Here is a 14,693-nt window from a genome sequence, read left to right on the forward strand (position 1 = left end):
ATGAAACATGCCCCGCTCCGCGGTCGCACGGTGCTGGTCGCCGCGATGGTGCTGGCGCTGGCCGGCTGTGCCGCTGCACCGGCCAGGCTCGGCACACCGGCGCTGCGCGACGATGTGCCGCTGGCCGGCCTGCAGGCCCCGGTCCGTGCCGGCTGGCCAACCGCCCAATGGTGGCGCCAGTACGACGACCCGCAACTGGACGGCCTGATGGATCGTGCCATGCAGCAATCACCGGACCTGGCGCTGGCGCAGAGCCGCGTGCGCAACGCCGAGCAGTCGGCGAAGCTGGCCGCGGCGCAGCTCGGGTTGTCGGTCAACGGCAGCGCCCAGGTGACGCGCGAGCGGCTGAGCGACCACGGCCTGATCCCCAGCCAGTTCCTCGGCTTCAGCTGGTACAACCAGGCCGACCTCGGCGTGCAGTTGCAGTACGACTTCGACTGGTGGGGCAAGAAACGCGCGACGATGGAAGCCGCACTGGACCAGGCGCACGCGGCCGAGGCGCAGCGCAGCGCCGCCGCGCTGGCAATCCAGTACGCCGTCGCCGACACCTACTTCGGCTGGCAGGCCGACCAGGCGCGGCTGCAGCTGGCCGACCGCTTGCTGGCCACGCAACAACAGTTCGCCGATATCGCCGAGTTGCGCGTGCGCCAGGGCGTGGACCTGCCCGACGAGGCGCAGAAGGCCCGGGCCCAGCTGGCTGCGGTGCGCGAGATGCGCGTGGCGCTCGACGGCTCGGCGCAGATCCGCCGCGCCGCGCTGGCCTCGCTGCTCGGCGTCGCACCGACCGAGCTGCCCGAGCTTCGGGCGCGGCCGCTGCCGGCGATCGAACGCGGCGTGCCGGCGAACGGCGGGCTGGACCTGATTGCGCGCCGCCCCGACATCGCCGCCAGCCGCTGGCAGGTCGAGGCCGCGCTGAAGCAGACCGACGCTGCGCGCGCCGAGTTCTTCCCCGACATCAGCCTCACCGCCCTGGCCGGCCTGTCCAGCATCGACATGGGCAAGCTGCTCACTGCCGGCAGCCGCACGTTCGCGCTGACCCCGGCGCTGCACCTGCCGATCTTCAACGGCGGCGCGCTCGAGGCGAATTACGGCGTCAGCAAGGCCCAGCTCGACGCGGCCGTGGCGCAGTACGATAGCGCCGTGCTGGCCGCCGCGCGTGAAGTGGCCACGCAGGCCCTGAGCGCCGAGCAGGTCGCCGCCCGCCGGCACGAGCAGCAGGCCCAGCTCGACGCCGACCAGCGCCTGCTGGCGAACGCGCAGGCGCGGGCCCGCCAGGGCGTGCGCGACCTGCGCGAAAGCCTGGGCGCGCAAGCCGCGTTGCTGCAGCAACGCGACGCCGCCACCCAGCTGCAGGCGCAGGCGGTAAGCACCGACCTGGCCCTGATCAAGGCCCTCGGCGGCGGCTACCGCGCCACCGACGCCGCCACCTCCCCTTCCTCTTCCGTTACCGCCGGAGCCGCCCCGCATGAGCGCCATTGAATCCGCCAAGACCTCCGCCGACGCCAACGACAGCGGCATGGCCGCGAAGGATCCGGCCAAGCGCCGGCGCACGCTGCTGATCGTGGCCAGCGTGTTCATCCTCGCCGCGCTGCTGTGGTTCCTGCTGTGGTTCTTCGTGCTGTCGACCCGGGTGAAGACCGACAACGCCTACGTCGGCGGCAACCAGGTGGCGATCTCGGCACAGGTACCGGGTACCGTGGTGGCGATCCTCGCCGACGACACCCAGCACGTCGAGGCCGGCCAGGTGCTGGTGAAACTGGACAGCACCGACGCCGACACCCGCCTGGCGCAGGCGCGCAGCGCGCTGGCCCAGGCCGTGCGCGGCGTGCGCCAGCAGACCAGTTCGGCGACCAGCGCCGATGCGCAGGTGGTCGCCGCGAAGCTGGACCTGAAGAAGGCCGAGGCGGACCTCAAGCGGCGCCTGCCGCTGATCGCCGCCCAGGCCGAATCGCCGGAGATCGTGCAGCACCTGCGCGACGGCGTGGAGCAGGCGCGTGCCGCGGTGAATGCCGCCGAGGCGCAGGCCGCCGCCGCGCATGCCGCGATCGAAGGCACCGACGTGGCGCAGAACCCGGTGGTGCTGCAGGCCCGCGCGAACTTCCGCGCCGCCTGGGTCGCCGCGCAGCGCAACGCGATCTACGCGCCGGTGTCCGGCTACGTGGCCGAGCGCAGCGTGCAGTTGGGCAACAGCGTGCAGCCGGGCCAGCAGCTGATGACCGTGGTGCCGCTGCACGACCTGTGGATCGACGCGAACTTCAAGGAGAGCCAGCTGCGCCACATCCGCATCGGCCAGCCGGCGAAGATCGTCTCCGACCTCTATGGCAGCGATGCCGTCTACCACGGCAAGGTGGTCGGCCTGGGCGCCGGCACCGGCAGCGTGTTCTCGCTGCTGCCGGCGCAGAACGCCACCGGCAACTGGATCAAGGTGGTGCAGCGCGTGCCGGTGCGCATCGCGCTGGACAACCAGGAGCTGGACCGGCATCCGCTGCGCATCGGCCTGTCCACCGACGTCACCGTCGACATCCGCCATGACCAGGGCAGCGTGCTGGCCAACGCGCCGACGCAACAGCCGGTGGCGCAGACTGGCGTCTACGACCAGATGGCCAGCCAAGCCGACGCGGAGGCCGACCGCATCATCCGCGCCAACCTGTCCCACGCCACCGCCGCGAACTGAGCCGGACCATCATGGCCGCCACGCCGAACGACGCCACACCCGACGCTCCGTTGAAGCCGCTGCACGGCGGCCCGCTGGCGTTGCTCACCATCGCCGTCGCGTTCAGCACCTTCATGGAGGTGCTGGACATGACGATCGTCAACGTCGCGGTGCCGCACATCGCCGGCAGCCTCGGCGTGAGCCCCAGCGAAGGCACCTGGACGATCAGCTCCTACGCGCTGGCCAGCGCGATCATGCAGCCGCTCACCGGCTGGCTGGCGCGCCGCTTCGGCGAGGTGAAGACCTTCGTCGGCTCGGTGCTGCTGTTCGTGATCTTCTCGATGCTGTGCGGCCTGGCCACCAGCATGCCGATGCTGGTGATCGGCCGCCTGCTGCAGGGCGCCGGTTCCGGCCCGATGGTGGCGCTGTCGCTGACCCTGCTGCTGTCCAACTACCCGAAGGAGAAGCAAGGCATCGCGCTGGCGCTGTGGGCGATGACCGTGGTGGTGGCGCCGATCTTCGGGCCGATCCTGGGCGGCTGGCTGACCGACAACTTCTCCTGGCCGTGGATCTTCTACATCAACCTGCCGGTCGGGCTGGCTGCGGCGGCCGTCACCTGGGGCTTGCTGCGCAAGCGCGAGACGAAGACCTTCAAGGCGCCGATCGACATGATCGGCCTGGCCTTGCTGGTGGTCGGCGTAGGCGCGCTGCAGTTCATGCTGGACAACGGCAACGACCACGACTGGTTCGCCTCGCCGATGATCCTCACCCTGGGCCTGGTCGCGCTGGTCTGCCTCACCTTCCTGATCGTGTGGGAACTGCACGCGAAGCATCCGGTGGTGGATCTGTCGCTGTTCAAGCAACGCAACTTCACTGTGGGCGTGGTCAGCCTCTCGCTGGGTATGTTCGCGTTCTTCGGCATCAACGTGGTGTTCCCGCTGTGGCTGCAGATCACCCTGGGCTACACCGCCACCTGGGCCGGGCTGGCCACCGCGCCGGTCGGCGTGCTGGCGTTCCTGATCGCGCCGGTGCTGGGCAAAAACATGCATCGGCTGGACCTGCGCGCGGTGGTGACGTTCGCGTTCCTGGTGTTCGCCGGCACCGCGTACTGGTTCTCCACTTTCGACAGCTCCGCCTCGTTCTCCGCCCTGGTGATTCCGCGCTTCGTGATGGGCCTGGCGATCCCGTGCTTCTTCATCCCGTTGAACCAGGTCTACCTGTCCGGCCTGCCGGTGGACCAGATCGCCAGCGCCTCGGGGCTGTCCAACTTCTGCCGCACGATCGGTTCGAGCGTATCTACCGCGGTCATGGTGACGTTGTGGCAGCACCGCGGCGAATCCCACCACGCCACGCTGACCGAGTACGTCAGCCCCGGCCACCCGGCCACCACCGGGTTCGTCGGCCAGCTGACGCATGGCGGGCTGTCGCACACGCAGAGCCTGGGCCTGATCGACCAGCTGCTGACGCGCGAGGCGCTGACACTGGCAGTGAACGACGTGTTCTGGGCCTGCGCGATCCTGTTCGTGCTGCTGATCCCGGTGCTGTGGTTTGCCAAACCGCCATTCGGCAGCGCCGGCGGCGCAGTGGGTCATTGAGCATGCGGACATGCTGCACCGGCGGGTGCAGCATATTGGCTGGTGCGGCGCAATATCTTCTGCTAGCGTTCGCCGCATGGCACAAACAAAGCGCACCATCAAGAAGTATCCGAACCGGCGTCTCTACGACACGGAGATCTCCAGCTACATCACGCTGGAGGAAGTCCGCCAGCTGGTGCTGGACAACGAGGACTTCGAAGTCCGCGACGCCAAGAGCGGCGAGGACCTGACCCGTTCGGTCCTGCTGCAGATCATCTCCGAGCACGAGGACAAGGGGCAGCCGATGCTGTCGCCGCAGTTGCTCAGCCAGATCATCCGCTTCTACGGCGATTCGCTGCAGGGCTTCATGGGGCCTTACCTGGAGCGCAGCCTGCAGGTCTTCCTCGACCAGCAGACGCAGTTCCGCAGCCAGCTCAACAGCCTGATGGGGCAAACCCCCTGGAACACGCTGAACGACCTGACCGAGCGCAACCTCGCGGCGTTCCAGGCGCTGCAGCGCGGGTTGATGGACACCGCCGCGCAAGTGATGCCGCCCTCCGGCGCCGGCAGCCGCAGCAGCAAGAAATCCGGCTGATCCCAGCCCGGCCGACGGCGCGCATCGACGCGCCGTCCGTTTTTTCTCCCGATCCGATCGCTGCAGCACAACACGTGCTGCCTTGCGGCATGATCGAACCATCGGATGCACAAGCATGAGCCGTTCCGCCCTCCCCACGCGCGTCGCCCTGGTCACCGGCGGCATCGGCGGCATCGGCACGGAGATCTGCCGCCAGTTGGCCCGTGCCGGCCGCCAGGTGATCGCACTGGACCTGGCTTCGCGCGAAGAACGCGTGGCCGCCTTCCGCGATGAAGTGGCCGGTTTCGGCGGTGCCATCGTGTTCGAGCCGATCGACGTCAGCGACTTCGACAGCTGCCGGCAGGCGGTCGAGCGCATCGGACAACGCCACGGCAGCGTCGACATCCTGATCAACGCCGCCGGCATCACCCGCGACGCCAGCTTGCGCAAGATGACGCCGCAGCAATGGCACGAACTGATGCGGGTGAACCTGGACGGCGTGTTCAACATGTGCCGCCACGTGGTCGAAGGGATGACTGCGCGCGGCTTCGGCCGCATCGTCAACATCAGCTCGGTCAACGGCCAGACCGGCCAGTTCGGGCAGACCAACTACTCCGCCGCCAAGGCCGGCGTGCACGGCTTCAGCATGGCACTGGCGCGCGAGACCGCGCGCAAGGGCGTTACCGTCAACACCGTCTCGCCCGGCTACTGCGACACTCCGATGGTCGCGGCGGTGCCTGTCGACATCCGCGCGCAGATCATCGCCGGCATCCCGGTCGGCCGGCTCGGCGCGCCCGCCGACATCGCCCGCGCCGTCGCCTTCCTCGCCGCCGACGACGCCGGCTACATCACCGGCGCCAACCTGCCGGTGAACGGCGGCTACTTCATGAGCTTCTGAGGAACGTTCCGGCCGTGCGGGATTGCAGTCGCGCGGCGCTTGCGGAACAGTGGGCGGGTTCCCCTGCCGGATCGCAGCATGGCGCAGCAACCCATCACCCTCATCGGCGGCGGCCTGGTCGGCGCGCTGCTGGCGCAGCAGCTGGCCGGACGCGGCTTTACCGTCGACGTCTACGAGAAGCGGCCTGATCCGCGGCTGGCCGGCTTCATCGGCGGCCGCTCGATCAACCTGGCGCTGGCCGAGCGCGGCTTGCAGGCGTTGCGCACGGCCGGCCTGGCCGAGGACGTGCTGCAGCGCGCGGTGATGATGCGCGGGCGCATGGTGCACGACCGCGACGGCCACAGCGGCCTGCAGCGCTACGGCGTGGACGACAGCGAGGTGATCTGGTCGGTCTCGCGCGGCGCGCTGAACATGCTGCTGCTGGATGCGGCCGAGGCGGCCGGCGCGCGCTTTCACTTCGGCCAGTCGCTGGTCGGCGCCGACTTCGGGCGGCAGCGCATCCGGCTCGCCGACGAAGCGGGCGTGCAGCACGAACGGGATGCCGGGCTGTTGATCGGTGCCGACGGCGCCGGCTCCACGGTGCGTGCGGCGATGAACGCGCATGCGCCGCTGGGCGAGCGCATCGAGTCGCTCGGCCACGGCTACAAGGAGCTGGAGATCCCGCCGGCCGGCGAGTTGCCGGCCGCGGTGCTGTCGCACAGCGGCGGCCGCGACCAGTTCGCGCTGGAGCCGCACGCGCTGCACATCTGGCCGCGCGGCGGCTACATGTGCATCGCCTTGCCGAATACCGAAGGCAGCTTCACGGTGACCTTGTTCCTGCCGGCACAGAGTGCCGCGCCGAGCTTCGCCAGCCTGCCCGACGCCGCGGCCGCGGCCGCGTTCTTCCGCGAACAGTTCCCGGGCCTGCTGCCGCTGATTCCGCGCTTCAATGAAGATTTCGACAGCCACCCGGTCGGCACGCTGTCCACGCTGTACCTCGAGCGCTGGCACCTGGACGGCCGCGCGCTGCTGCTCGGCGATGCAGCACACGCGATCGTGCCGTTCCACGGCCAGGGCATGAACTGCGGTTTCGAGGACACCGTGGTGCTGGCGAACCTGCTGGCCGAGGCGCCGGGCGACAGCGCCGACGTGTTCGCCGAATTCCAGCGCGTGCGCCAGCCGAACGCCGACGCGATCGCCGCGATGGCGCTGGAGAATTACGTGGAGATGCGCGACTCGGTGGCCGACCCGCACTACCTGGCCAAGCGCGAACTGGGCACGAAGCTGGCCGAACGCATTCCCGGCCACTACATGGCACGCTATCGCATGGTGACGTTCACCCACGTGCCCTACGCCTACGCGCTCGAACGCGGCCGGGCGCAGGATCACTTGCTGGAACAGCTGCTGCGCGACACGCCGCGCGTGGCGGACATCGACATCGAGGCCGCCGCGCGGCTGTTCCAGTCGACACTGGAGCCGCTGCCGCGGCTGCGCCATGGATGAGGCCCTGCTGGAGGCGTTCCGCGCCACCGCCTACCACGTCTGCCTGGACAGCGTGACATGGGCCACGATACGCGTGGACCTGCCGCTGCCGGCCGTGCTCGCCGAGGCGGTCGGTGCACGCCCCTGGGCCTTCGTCACCGCATGGAATCCGCAGGCACGCCGGCGCCCGCCGGCGGAAAACCTGGCCGCACAGCACGAACTGCTGGCCGCATTGCAGGCCCAGTCCGGCGTCGCCATCCACCCTGCCCTCGGCGTAGGCACCTCCGGCTGGAGCGAACCCAGCCTGTTCGTCGCGGGGTTGGGCGTCGATGTGCTGGACCGGCTGGCCAGAACCCACGGGCAACTGGCCTACGTGCATGGTGAGGCCGGCGGCGTCGCCCTGCTGCGGGTGCTGGATTGACCTGCGCAGCGGCAGCGCGCCGCATGGACAAGCGCCCTCGGCATTGCGGACAATCAAGGCAATGACTGCCGCCAGCACCGCCGTGCCCCTACTCGAAGCGCGGGCCCTGAGTTTCCATCGCCAGGACGAACCGGTGTTCGCACCGCTGGATTTCCAGCTGCGCGCGGGCGAACTGGCCCTGGTCGAAGGCGACAACGGCAGCGGCAAGACCACCTTGCTGCGCATGCTGGCCGGCTTGCTGCACACCAGCGCCGGGGAACTGCGCTGGCGCGGCGAGCCGCTGCAGCGCGAGCGCTGCGCCGGCGAAATCCTGTTCCTGGGCCATCAGCTCGGCCTCAAGGCCGACCTCAGCCCCCGCGAGAACCTGCGCATCGCCGTCGGCCTGCACGGTGCTCGCGAGGGAGCCAGCGTGACCACGGTACTGGCCCGGATCGGCCTGCGTGGCTACGAGGACGAGCCGGTGCGCCGGCTGTCCGCCGGCCAGAAGAAGCGCGCCGCGCTGGCCCGACTGCTGTTGCTGCCGGCCAGCCTGTGGTTGCTCGACGAACCGTACGCGAACCTCGACCGCATCGGCATCGCGCTGGTCAACGACCTGTTGGAGAGCCACACCGATGCCGGCGGCGCAGCCATGGTCACCAGCCATGGTGCGGTGAGCTTCCACGGCGGCGAGCCGCGACGGATCCGCATGCATGACTAGACCGGGCCTCACCCCCGCCTGCGCCGCGATGCTGCGGCGCGACCTCACCCTCGCCTGGCGCCGGCGCGGCGACATCGCGATGCCGGTGCTGTACGCGCTGATCGTGACCATGCTGTTCCCGTTCGCGCTGGGGCCGGAAGATACCCTGCTGCAGCGGATCGCCGGCGGCGTGGTGCTGGTCACCGTGCTGCTGGCGATGCTGCTGGCGCTGGACGCGATGTTCGCCAGCGACATCGAGGACGGTTCGCTGGAACAGCTGGTGCTTTCGCCGCAGCCGCTGGCGCTGCTGCTGGGCATGAAGATCCTCGCCCACTGGATCACCACCGCGCTGCCGCTGATCGTGATCGCGCCGCTGATGGCCGCGATGCTGCACCTGCCCGGCGCGGTGATTCCGGTGCTGCTGCTGGCGCTGGCGCTGGCCACGCCGCTGCTCAGCCTGCTCGGCGCAGTGCTGGTGGCGCTGACGGCCGGTACCCGGCGCTCTGGTATGCTGCTCGCCTTGATGTTGCTGCCGCTTTGCGTGCCAGCCGTGATCTTCGCCGCCGGCGCGGTGGCGGCTGCCCAGCAGGGCCTGCCGTGGTTGGCGCCGGTCGCCTGGCTCGCGGCCGCGTTGGTGCTGGCGGTGGTGCTGGCGCCACTGGCCTGCGCGGCGGCCCTTCGCATTGCCCTGGACGCATGACCGTTTATGTCTGACTGGATTCCGCTCTGGTTGCACAAGCTCAGCTCGCCGCCGACGTTCTACCGCTTCGCAGGCGCGCTGCAGCCGTGGGCAATGGGCCTGGCCCTGCTGCTCGGTGCAGTCGCGCTGTACGGCGGCCTGGTGCTGGCGCCGGCCGACTACCAGCAGGGCGACGCCTACCGCATCATCTTCATCCACGTGCCCAGCGCGTGGATGAGCATGTTCATCTACGCGGTGATGGGCGCGGCCTCGTTCGTCGCACTGGTGTGGCGGATCAAGCTGGCCGAGGTGGTGGCGATGGAGTCGGCGCCGATCGGTGCCGCATTCACCTTCATCACCCTGGTCACCGGCTCCTTGTGGGGCAAGCCGATGTGGGGCACCTGGTGGACCTGGGACGCACGGCTCACCTCCGAGCTGGTGCTGCTGTTCCTGTTCCTCGGCGTGATCGGGCTGTACCACGCGTTCGAGGACCGCCGCCAGGGCGCGCGCGCCGCGGCCTTCCTCGCCATCATCGGCATCATCAACGTGCCGATCGTGCATTTCTCGGTGAACTGGTGGAACACCCTGCACCAGGGCAGCACGGTCAACCTGTTTGGCCAGTCGAAGATCTCCGCCGCCATGCTGTGGCCGCTGCTGACGATGACCCTGGCGACCAAGTTCTACTATGCCGCCAGCCTGTTCCGCCGCGCTCGCACTGATCTGCTGGCGCTGGAAGGCGGCAAGGACTGGGTGCGCAAGATCGCCGAAGACGAGGCCGACCGATGAGCGCCCTGCAGCACTTTTTCGCCACAGGCGACGGTGTCGCCGCTTTCTTCAGGATGGGCGGCTACGCCGCCTACGTGTGGCCGGCCTATGCGCTGTTCTTCATCGTGCTGATCGCCGACACCCTCGCGCCGCGCCTGCGCCGTCGCCGCGTGCTGGCGGAACTTCGCGCCCGCCTGGCGCGTCAGAGCGCGCGACAGGAACGCAAACCCCTTTCCACGCCAGCATCCCCCTGACCGGGGCGGTCGACCACCATGCCCATGAATCCCACCCGCAAGCGCCGGCTCACCATCGTGCTGGCCATCCTCGCCGCGGCGGCTATTGCGGCCGTGCTGGTCGTGCTCGCGCTGCAGAACAACATGAACTACCTGCTCACCCCGAGCCAGGTGCAGTCGGGCGAGGCGGCCAGCTACCACACGTTCCGCCTCGGCGGCATGGTCAAGGCCGGCTCGATCCAGCGCTCCGGCGATTCGCTCAAGGTCACCTTCACCGTGGTCGATGCCGGCGGCGCGATGCCGGTGGAGTACACCGGCATCCTGCCCGACCTGTTCCGCGACAACCAGTCAGTGATCGCCACCGGCCACATGGACGGCGCCCGCTTCGTCGCTACCGAAGTGCTGGCCAAGCATGACGAAACCTACATGCCGAAGGAACTCAAGGACGCCATGGCGAAGGCGCACGAGCATAAGGGCATCGAGAATCGGGAGTAGGAAAACGGAAAAGCTTCGCAAACCGTCCCCTGCCCACCGCGCCATCGCACATAACGCCATGCTTCCGACACATCCCGAATTCCGTATCCCGAACCCCGGCACCCAATCATGACCCCCGAACTCGGCCAGCTCGCGTTGATCCTCGCCATGCTGCTGGCGCTGGCGCAAAGCATCCTGCCGCTTATCGGCGCCTGGCGCGGCAATCGCGCGCTGATGGCGGTCGCGCGCCCGGCGGCGGCCGGCCAGGCGGTATTCGTCGCGATGGCGTTCGCCATCCTGGCGTGGGCGTTCCTGCGCTTCGACTTTTCGGTGCAGTACGTGGCCGACAACTCGAACCTGGCACTGCCGTGGTACTACCGCATCGCCGCGGTATGGGGCGCGCACGAGGGTTCGCTGCTGCTGTGGATCCTGATCCTCAACGTGTGGACCATGGCATTGGTCACGTTCAGCCAGAAACTGCCCGAGGTGTTCGCCTCGCGCGTGATCGCGGTGATGGGGCTGATCGCGGTGGGCTTCCTCGCCTTCATCATCTTCACCTCCAATCCGTTCGGGCGGCTGCTGCCGATGCCGGGCGACGGCGCGGACCTCAACCCGGTGCTGCAGGATCCGGGCATGACCATGCACCCGCCGATGCTGTACATGGGCTACGTCGGCTTCTCGGTGGCGTTCGCGTTCTCGATCGCCGCCCTGCTCGGCGGCGAGCTGGAGCAGGCATGGGTGCGCTGGGCGCGGCCCTGGACGAACCTGGCCTGGGCCTTCCTCACCTGCGGCATCGTCGCCGGCAGCTGGTGGGCCTATGCCGAACTGGGCTGGGGTGGCTGGTGGTTCTGGGACCCGGTGGAGAACGCCAGCTTCATGCCGTGGCTGGTCGGCGTGGCGCTGATCCACGCGCAGGCCGTGACCGAAAAGCGCGGCTCGCTGCGCGCCTGGACCATCCTGCTGTCGATCTTCGCGTTCTCGCTGTCCCTGCTCGGCACCTTCCTGGTGCGCTCGGGCGTGCTCACCTCGGTGCATGCGTTCGCCTCCGACCCGCGCCGAGGCGTGTTCATCCTGGCCTTCCTGACCATCGTGGTCGGCGGCTCGCTGCTGCTGTATGCGCTCCGGGCACCGAAGGTGCTGGGCGGCAAGCCGTTCCAGGTGGTGTCGCGCGAAACCGCGCTGCTGATCAGCAACCTGATGTTCGCGGTGGCCGCGGCGATGGTGCTGCTGGGCACGCTGTTCCCGCTGATCGGCGACGCGCTGAACCTGGGCCGGATCTCGGTCGGCCCACCCTACTTCGGTTTCCTGTTCCCGCTGCTGATGCTGCCGATAGTGCTGCTGCTGCCGTTCGGGCCGTTTCTGCGCTGGGGCAAGGGCGACATGCCGGTGCTGAAGCAGTTGCTGTTGCGTGCCGGCATTGCTGCCGCGGCCTGCGCGATCGTGGCGGCGTTCCTGGTCGACGGCCAGCCGAAGGCGATCGCCGGCGTGGCGGCGCTGGTCTGGCTCACCGTCGGCGTGCTGCTGTACGCGCTCAAGCGCTGGCGCGAAATGCCGCGCGGGCGTCGCTACCCGGCCGAGATGGCCGGCATGCTGCTGGCGCACCTGGGCGTGGGCGTGTTCGTGGCCGGCGTGCTGCTGTCCGAGTCGCTCAGCGTGACCCGCGACGTGCGCATGGCACCAGGCGAGAGCCAACGCATCGGCAGCTACGACTTCCGCTTCGACGGCGTGCACCACACCACCGGGCCGAACTGGACCGCCGACCAGGGTACGGTCACGGTCATCCGCAACGACAAGACGCTCGCCGTGATGCACCCGCAGAAGCGCACCTATCCACGCGGCCAGGTGCAGACCGAGTCCGCAGTGGATGCCGGCGTCACCCGCGACCTGTACGTGGCGCTGGGCGAGCCGATGGACGCGAACGACATCGAGGGCGCCTGGGCGCTGCGGCTGTACTACAAGCCGTTCGTGCGCTGGATCTGGGCCGGCGGCCTGCTGATGATGCTGGGCGGCCTGGTCTGCGCCACCGACAAGCGCTTCCGCCTCAAGCGCAGCGCCGACGTCGCCGCCGAGGCCCCCACGGCAGACGGCCTGCTGGTACGGGAAACGCGCGCATGAGCCGGCTGCTCCCCTTCATCGGTTTCATGCTGCTGGTCGGGCTGTTCGGCTTCGGCATCTGGTGGAACACCCAGCACGACCCGAACGCGATTCCGACGCCGCTGCTGAACAAGCCGGCGCCCGCGTTCAACCTGCCCAAGCTGTACGAGCCCGCGCAGACGGTCAGCAAGGCCGACCTGCTGGGCAAACCCTACCTGCTCAACGTGTTCGCCAGCTGGTGTATCGAATGCGGCGTGGAGCACCCGGTGCTGACCGCCGAAGGCCCGACCCTGGGCGTGCAGTTGGTCGGCTACAACTACAAGGACGCCCCGGACGACGCCAAGGGCTGGCTGGCCAAGCACGGCAACCCGTACGACCTGCTGATCGCCGACGAACCCGGCCACACCGCGATCGACTTCGGCGTGTACGGCGCACCGGAGAGTTTCCTGATCGATGCCAGGGGCGTGATCCGCTACAAGCACATCGGCCCGCTGACCCAGGACGTGGTGGCGAAGGAACTCAAGCCGGCGATCGCGGCGATGCTGAAGGAGGCGCCGTGATGCGCCACCGCCCTTGTAGGAGCCCGCTTGCGGGCGATGCTCCTGCTTCTGCAGAGCCCGGCTCTCAACAGACTAACGTCTGGCCATCCCAAATCCCGAATCCCGTGAAGAGGGCATCGCCCGCAAGCGGGCTCCTACGGATGATCTTCGTGGTGTTGCTGGCGTTCATCGGTGTCGCCCACGCGCAGGCGATCGAACCGATGCCGTTCGCCAACCACGCGCAGGAACTGCGCTTCCAGCACCTCACGCGTCAACTGCGCTGCCCGATGTGCCAGAACGAGACGCTGGCCGATTCCAACGCGCCGATCGCGCGCGACCTGCGCAACCAGATCTTCCGGATGATGCAGCAAGGCAAGAGCGACGAGCAGATCAAGCAGTACCTGGTCGCGCGCTATTCCGACTTCGTGCTGTACGACCCGCCGCTGAGCGCGCGCACCTGGCTGCTCTGGTTCGGCCCGCTGCTGATCCTGCTCGGCGGGGCCGGCGTGGTACTGGTGGCGATCCGCCGGCGCAACCGCCCCGGCAGCAGTACTGAAGCACCGGCCGACAAGGGGCCGATCGACAACGGGGACGACTGGTGAAGACCGCTTTTCTGATTGCCGCCACCGCGATGGTCGCGGTGGCGCTGGCCGTGCTGTTGCTGCCGCTGCTGCGCCAGGGGCGCCGCGACGGCCGCCCGCGCGGCGTGTTCGCCGTGGCCCTGTTGATCGCGCTGGTGCTGCCGCTGGGCACCGGCGCGCTGTACCTGTTGGTGGGCACGCCGGCCGCGTTGAACGGGGTGACCGCCGCGACCACCGCGCCGATCAGCATGCAGCAGGCGCTGACCGAACTGCGCGCGCACCTGAAGCAGCAGCCGGACGACCTGCAGGGCTGGATGCTGCTGGCGCAGACCAGCAGCGCGCTGCGCCAGCCGGCCGAGGCGCGCGATGCGTTCGACCAGGTGCTGCGGCTGGCCCCGAACGACGCCGAGGCGATGGTCGGCTGGGCCGAGAACGATTCGATGATGCGCGACGACCACCTGATCGAGGGACGCGCGCTGGATCTGCTGAAGCGCGCCGTGCAGCTGCACCCGGACAGCCAGCGCGGCCTGTGGCTGCTCGGCATCAGCGACTTCCAGCGCGGCGCCTACCGCGAGGCCGCCGCCACCTGGCGCCTGCTGCAGCCACAACTGGCACCGGGTTCGAACGTGGCCAAGGCGGTCGCCGAGCAGATCGCCGTGGCCGATGCCCGCGCCGGCGGCGCCCCCGCCGACGCGTCGAGCGCCGCCGCCGCTGCCACGCCGCAGGGTGCCGCACTGCAGGTCCAGGTGACGCTGGCGCCCGCGCTGAAGGACAAGCTGGCACCGGGCGACGCCTTGTTCGTCTACGCCCGCGCACCGGACGGCCCGCCGATGCCGCTGGCCGTGGCCCGGCTCGACCCTGCCCAGCTGCCCACCACCGTCACCCTCTCCGACGCGATGGCGATGACGCCGGCCTACCGGCTGTCCTCGGTCCAGCGCGTCTTCGTCGGCGCGCGGATCAGCCACAGCGGCCAGCCGGTCGCCCAGCCCGGCGACCTGGAAGGCGACGCCGGCGTGGTTGCGGTGGACAGCAAGACGCCGGTCAGGATCAGCATCGACAAGGTGCACTGAC

At 69.3% G+C, this 14,693-nt stretch carries 16 protein-coding genes; all 16 read left to right on the forward strand.

Features of this window, described 5'->3' with window-relative positions:
• The 16 genes from R2APBS1_RS11635 (at position 1) to R2APBS1_RS11710 (ending at position 14,692) form a co-directional block, all read left to right on the forward strand.
• A complete protein-coding gene (locus R2APBS1_RS11635; RefSeq protein WP_015448073.1) occupies positions 1 to 1,479 on the forward strand; it encodes an efflux transporter outer membrane subunit in 1,479 nt (492 codons plus the stop codon).
• Entirely contained in the window at positions 1,466 to 2,674 is a 1,209-nt protein-coding gene (locus R2APBS1_RS11640) for an HlyD/EmrA/EmrK family protein (protein ID WP_007508966.1), read from the forward strand. The genes R2APBS1_RS11635 and R2APBS1_RS11640 overlap by 14 nt, the downstream gene beginning before the upstream one ends.
• Before the next feature lie 11 nt (positions 2,675 to 2,685).
• Positions 2,686 to 4,248, forward strand: coding sequence for a DHA2 family efflux MFS transporter permease subunit (locus tag R2APBS1_RS11645; RefSeq protein WP_007508967.1), 1,563 nt, complete (start codon positions 2,686 to 2,688; stop codon positions 4,246 to 4,248).
• A gap of 76 nt (positions 4,249 to 4,324) precedes the next feature.
• Positions 4,325 to 4,822 carry a polyhydroxyalkanoate synthesis repressor PhaR gene (gene phaR / locus R2APBS1_RS11650; RefSeq protein WP_007508969.1) on the forward strand — a complete coding sequence of 166 codons (498 nt, stop codon included), beginning with the start codon at positions 4,325 to 4,327 and terminating at the stop codon, positions 4,820 to 4,822.
• 115 nt (positions 4,823 to 4,937) lie between these two features.
• Positions 4,938 to 5,699, forward strand: a complete 762-nt coding sequence (gene phbB / locus R2APBS1_RS11655; RefSeq protein WP_007508971.1) for an acetoacetyl-CoA reductase — start codon at positions 4,938 to 4,940, stop codon at positions 5,697 to 5,699.
• 78 nt (positions 5,700 to 5,777) lie between these two features.
• Complete coding sequence (locus tag R2APBS1_RS11660; RefSeq protein ID WP_007508973.1) at positions 5,778 to 7,181, forward strand: FAD-dependent oxidoreductase; 1,404 nt, start codon at positions 5,778 to 5,780, stop codon at positions 7,179 to 7,181.
• Complete coding sequence (locus R2APBS1_RS11665) at positions 7,174 to 7,581, forward strand: DUF3293 domain-containing protein (RefSeq protein WP_007508975.1); 408 nt, start codon at positions 7,174 to 7,176, stop codon at positions 7,579 to 7,581. The genes R2APBS1_RS11660 and R2APBS1_RS11665 overlap by 8 nt, the downstream gene beginning before the upstream one ends.
• 61 nt (positions 7,582 to 7,642) lie before the next feature.
• Positions 7,643 to 8,278 carry a cytochrome c biogenesis heme-transporting ATPase CcmA gene (gene ccmA, locus R2APBS1_RS11670; protein ID WP_007508977.1) on the forward strand — a complete coding sequence of 212 codons (636 nt, stop codon included), beginning with the start codon at positions 7,643 to 7,645 and terminating at the stop codon, positions 8,276 to 8,278.
• A complete protein-coding gene (ccmB, locus tag R2APBS1_RS11675; protein ID WP_015448074.1) occupies positions 8,271 to 8,957 on the forward strand; it encodes a heme exporter protein CcmB in 687 nt (228 codons plus the stop codon). The genes ccmA and ccmB overlap by 8 nt, the downstream gene beginning before the upstream one ends.
• Before the next feature lie 6 nt (positions 8,958 to 8,963).
• Positions 8,964 to 9,722 carry a heme ABC transporter permease gene (locus R2APBS1_RS11680; protein WP_007508981.1) on the forward strand — a complete coding sequence of 253 codons (759 nt, stop codon included), beginning with the start codon at positions 8,964 to 8,966 and terminating at the stop codon, positions 9,720 to 9,722.
• Positions 9,719 to 9,955, forward strand: a complete 237-nt coding sequence (gene ccmD, locus R2APBS1_RS11685) for a heme exporter protein CcmD (protein ID WP_007508983.1) — start codon at positions 9,719 to 9,721, stop codon at positions 9,953 to 9,955. Before R2APBS1_RS11680 ends, ccmD begins: the two co-directional genes overlap by 4 nt.
• Before the next feature lie 24 nt (positions 9,956 to 9,979).
• Positions 9,980 to 10,429 (forward strand): cytochrome c maturation protein CcmE, encoded by a 450-nt coding sequence (ccmE, locus tag R2APBS1_RS11690; RefSeq protein ID WP_007508984.1) that lies wholly within the window; start codon positions 9,980 to 9,982, stop codon positions 10,427 to 10,429.
• A gap of 108 nt (positions 10,430 to 10,537) precedes the next feature.
• Positions 10,538 to 12,523 carry a heme lyase CcmF/NrfE family subunit gene (locus R2APBS1_RS11695; protein ID WP_007508986.1) on the forward strand — a complete coding sequence of 662 codons (1,986 nt, stop codon included), beginning with the start codon at positions 10,538 to 10,540 and terminating at the stop codon, positions 12,521 to 12,523.
• Positions 12,520 to 13,062: a DsbE family thiol:disulfide interchange protein gene (locus tag R2APBS1_RS11700; protein WP_007508988.1), complete on the forward strand. Its 543-nt coding sequence runs from the start codon at positions 12,520 to 12,522 to the stop codon at positions 13,060 to 13,062. Before R2APBS1_RS11695 ends, R2APBS1_RS11700 begins: the two co-directional genes overlap by 4 nt.
• A gap of 140 nt (positions 13,063 to 13,202) precedes the next feature.
• Entirely contained in the window at positions 13,203 to 13,643 is a 441-nt protein-coding gene (locus R2APBS1_RS11705) for a cytochrome c-type biogenesis protein (RefSeq protein ID WP_007508991.1), read from the forward strand.
• Positions 13,640 to 14,692 carry a tetratricopeptide repeat protein gene (locus R2APBS1_RS11710; protein ID WP_007508993.1) on the forward strand — a complete coding sequence of 351 codons (1,053 nt, stop codon included), beginning with the start codon at positions 13,640 to 13,642 and terminating at the stop codon, positions 14,690 to 14,692. Before R2APBS1_RS11705 ends, R2APBS1_RS11710 begins: the two co-directional genes overlap by 4 nt.
• The last annotated feature ends 1 nt before the right edge of the window (position 14,693 follow it).

The organism is Rhodanobacter denitrificans (assembly GCF_000230695.2).
GTDB classification, from domain to species: Bacteria; Pseudomonadota; Gammaproteobacteria; order Xanthomonadales; family Rhodanobacteraceae; genus Rhodanobacter; species Rhodanobacter denitrificans.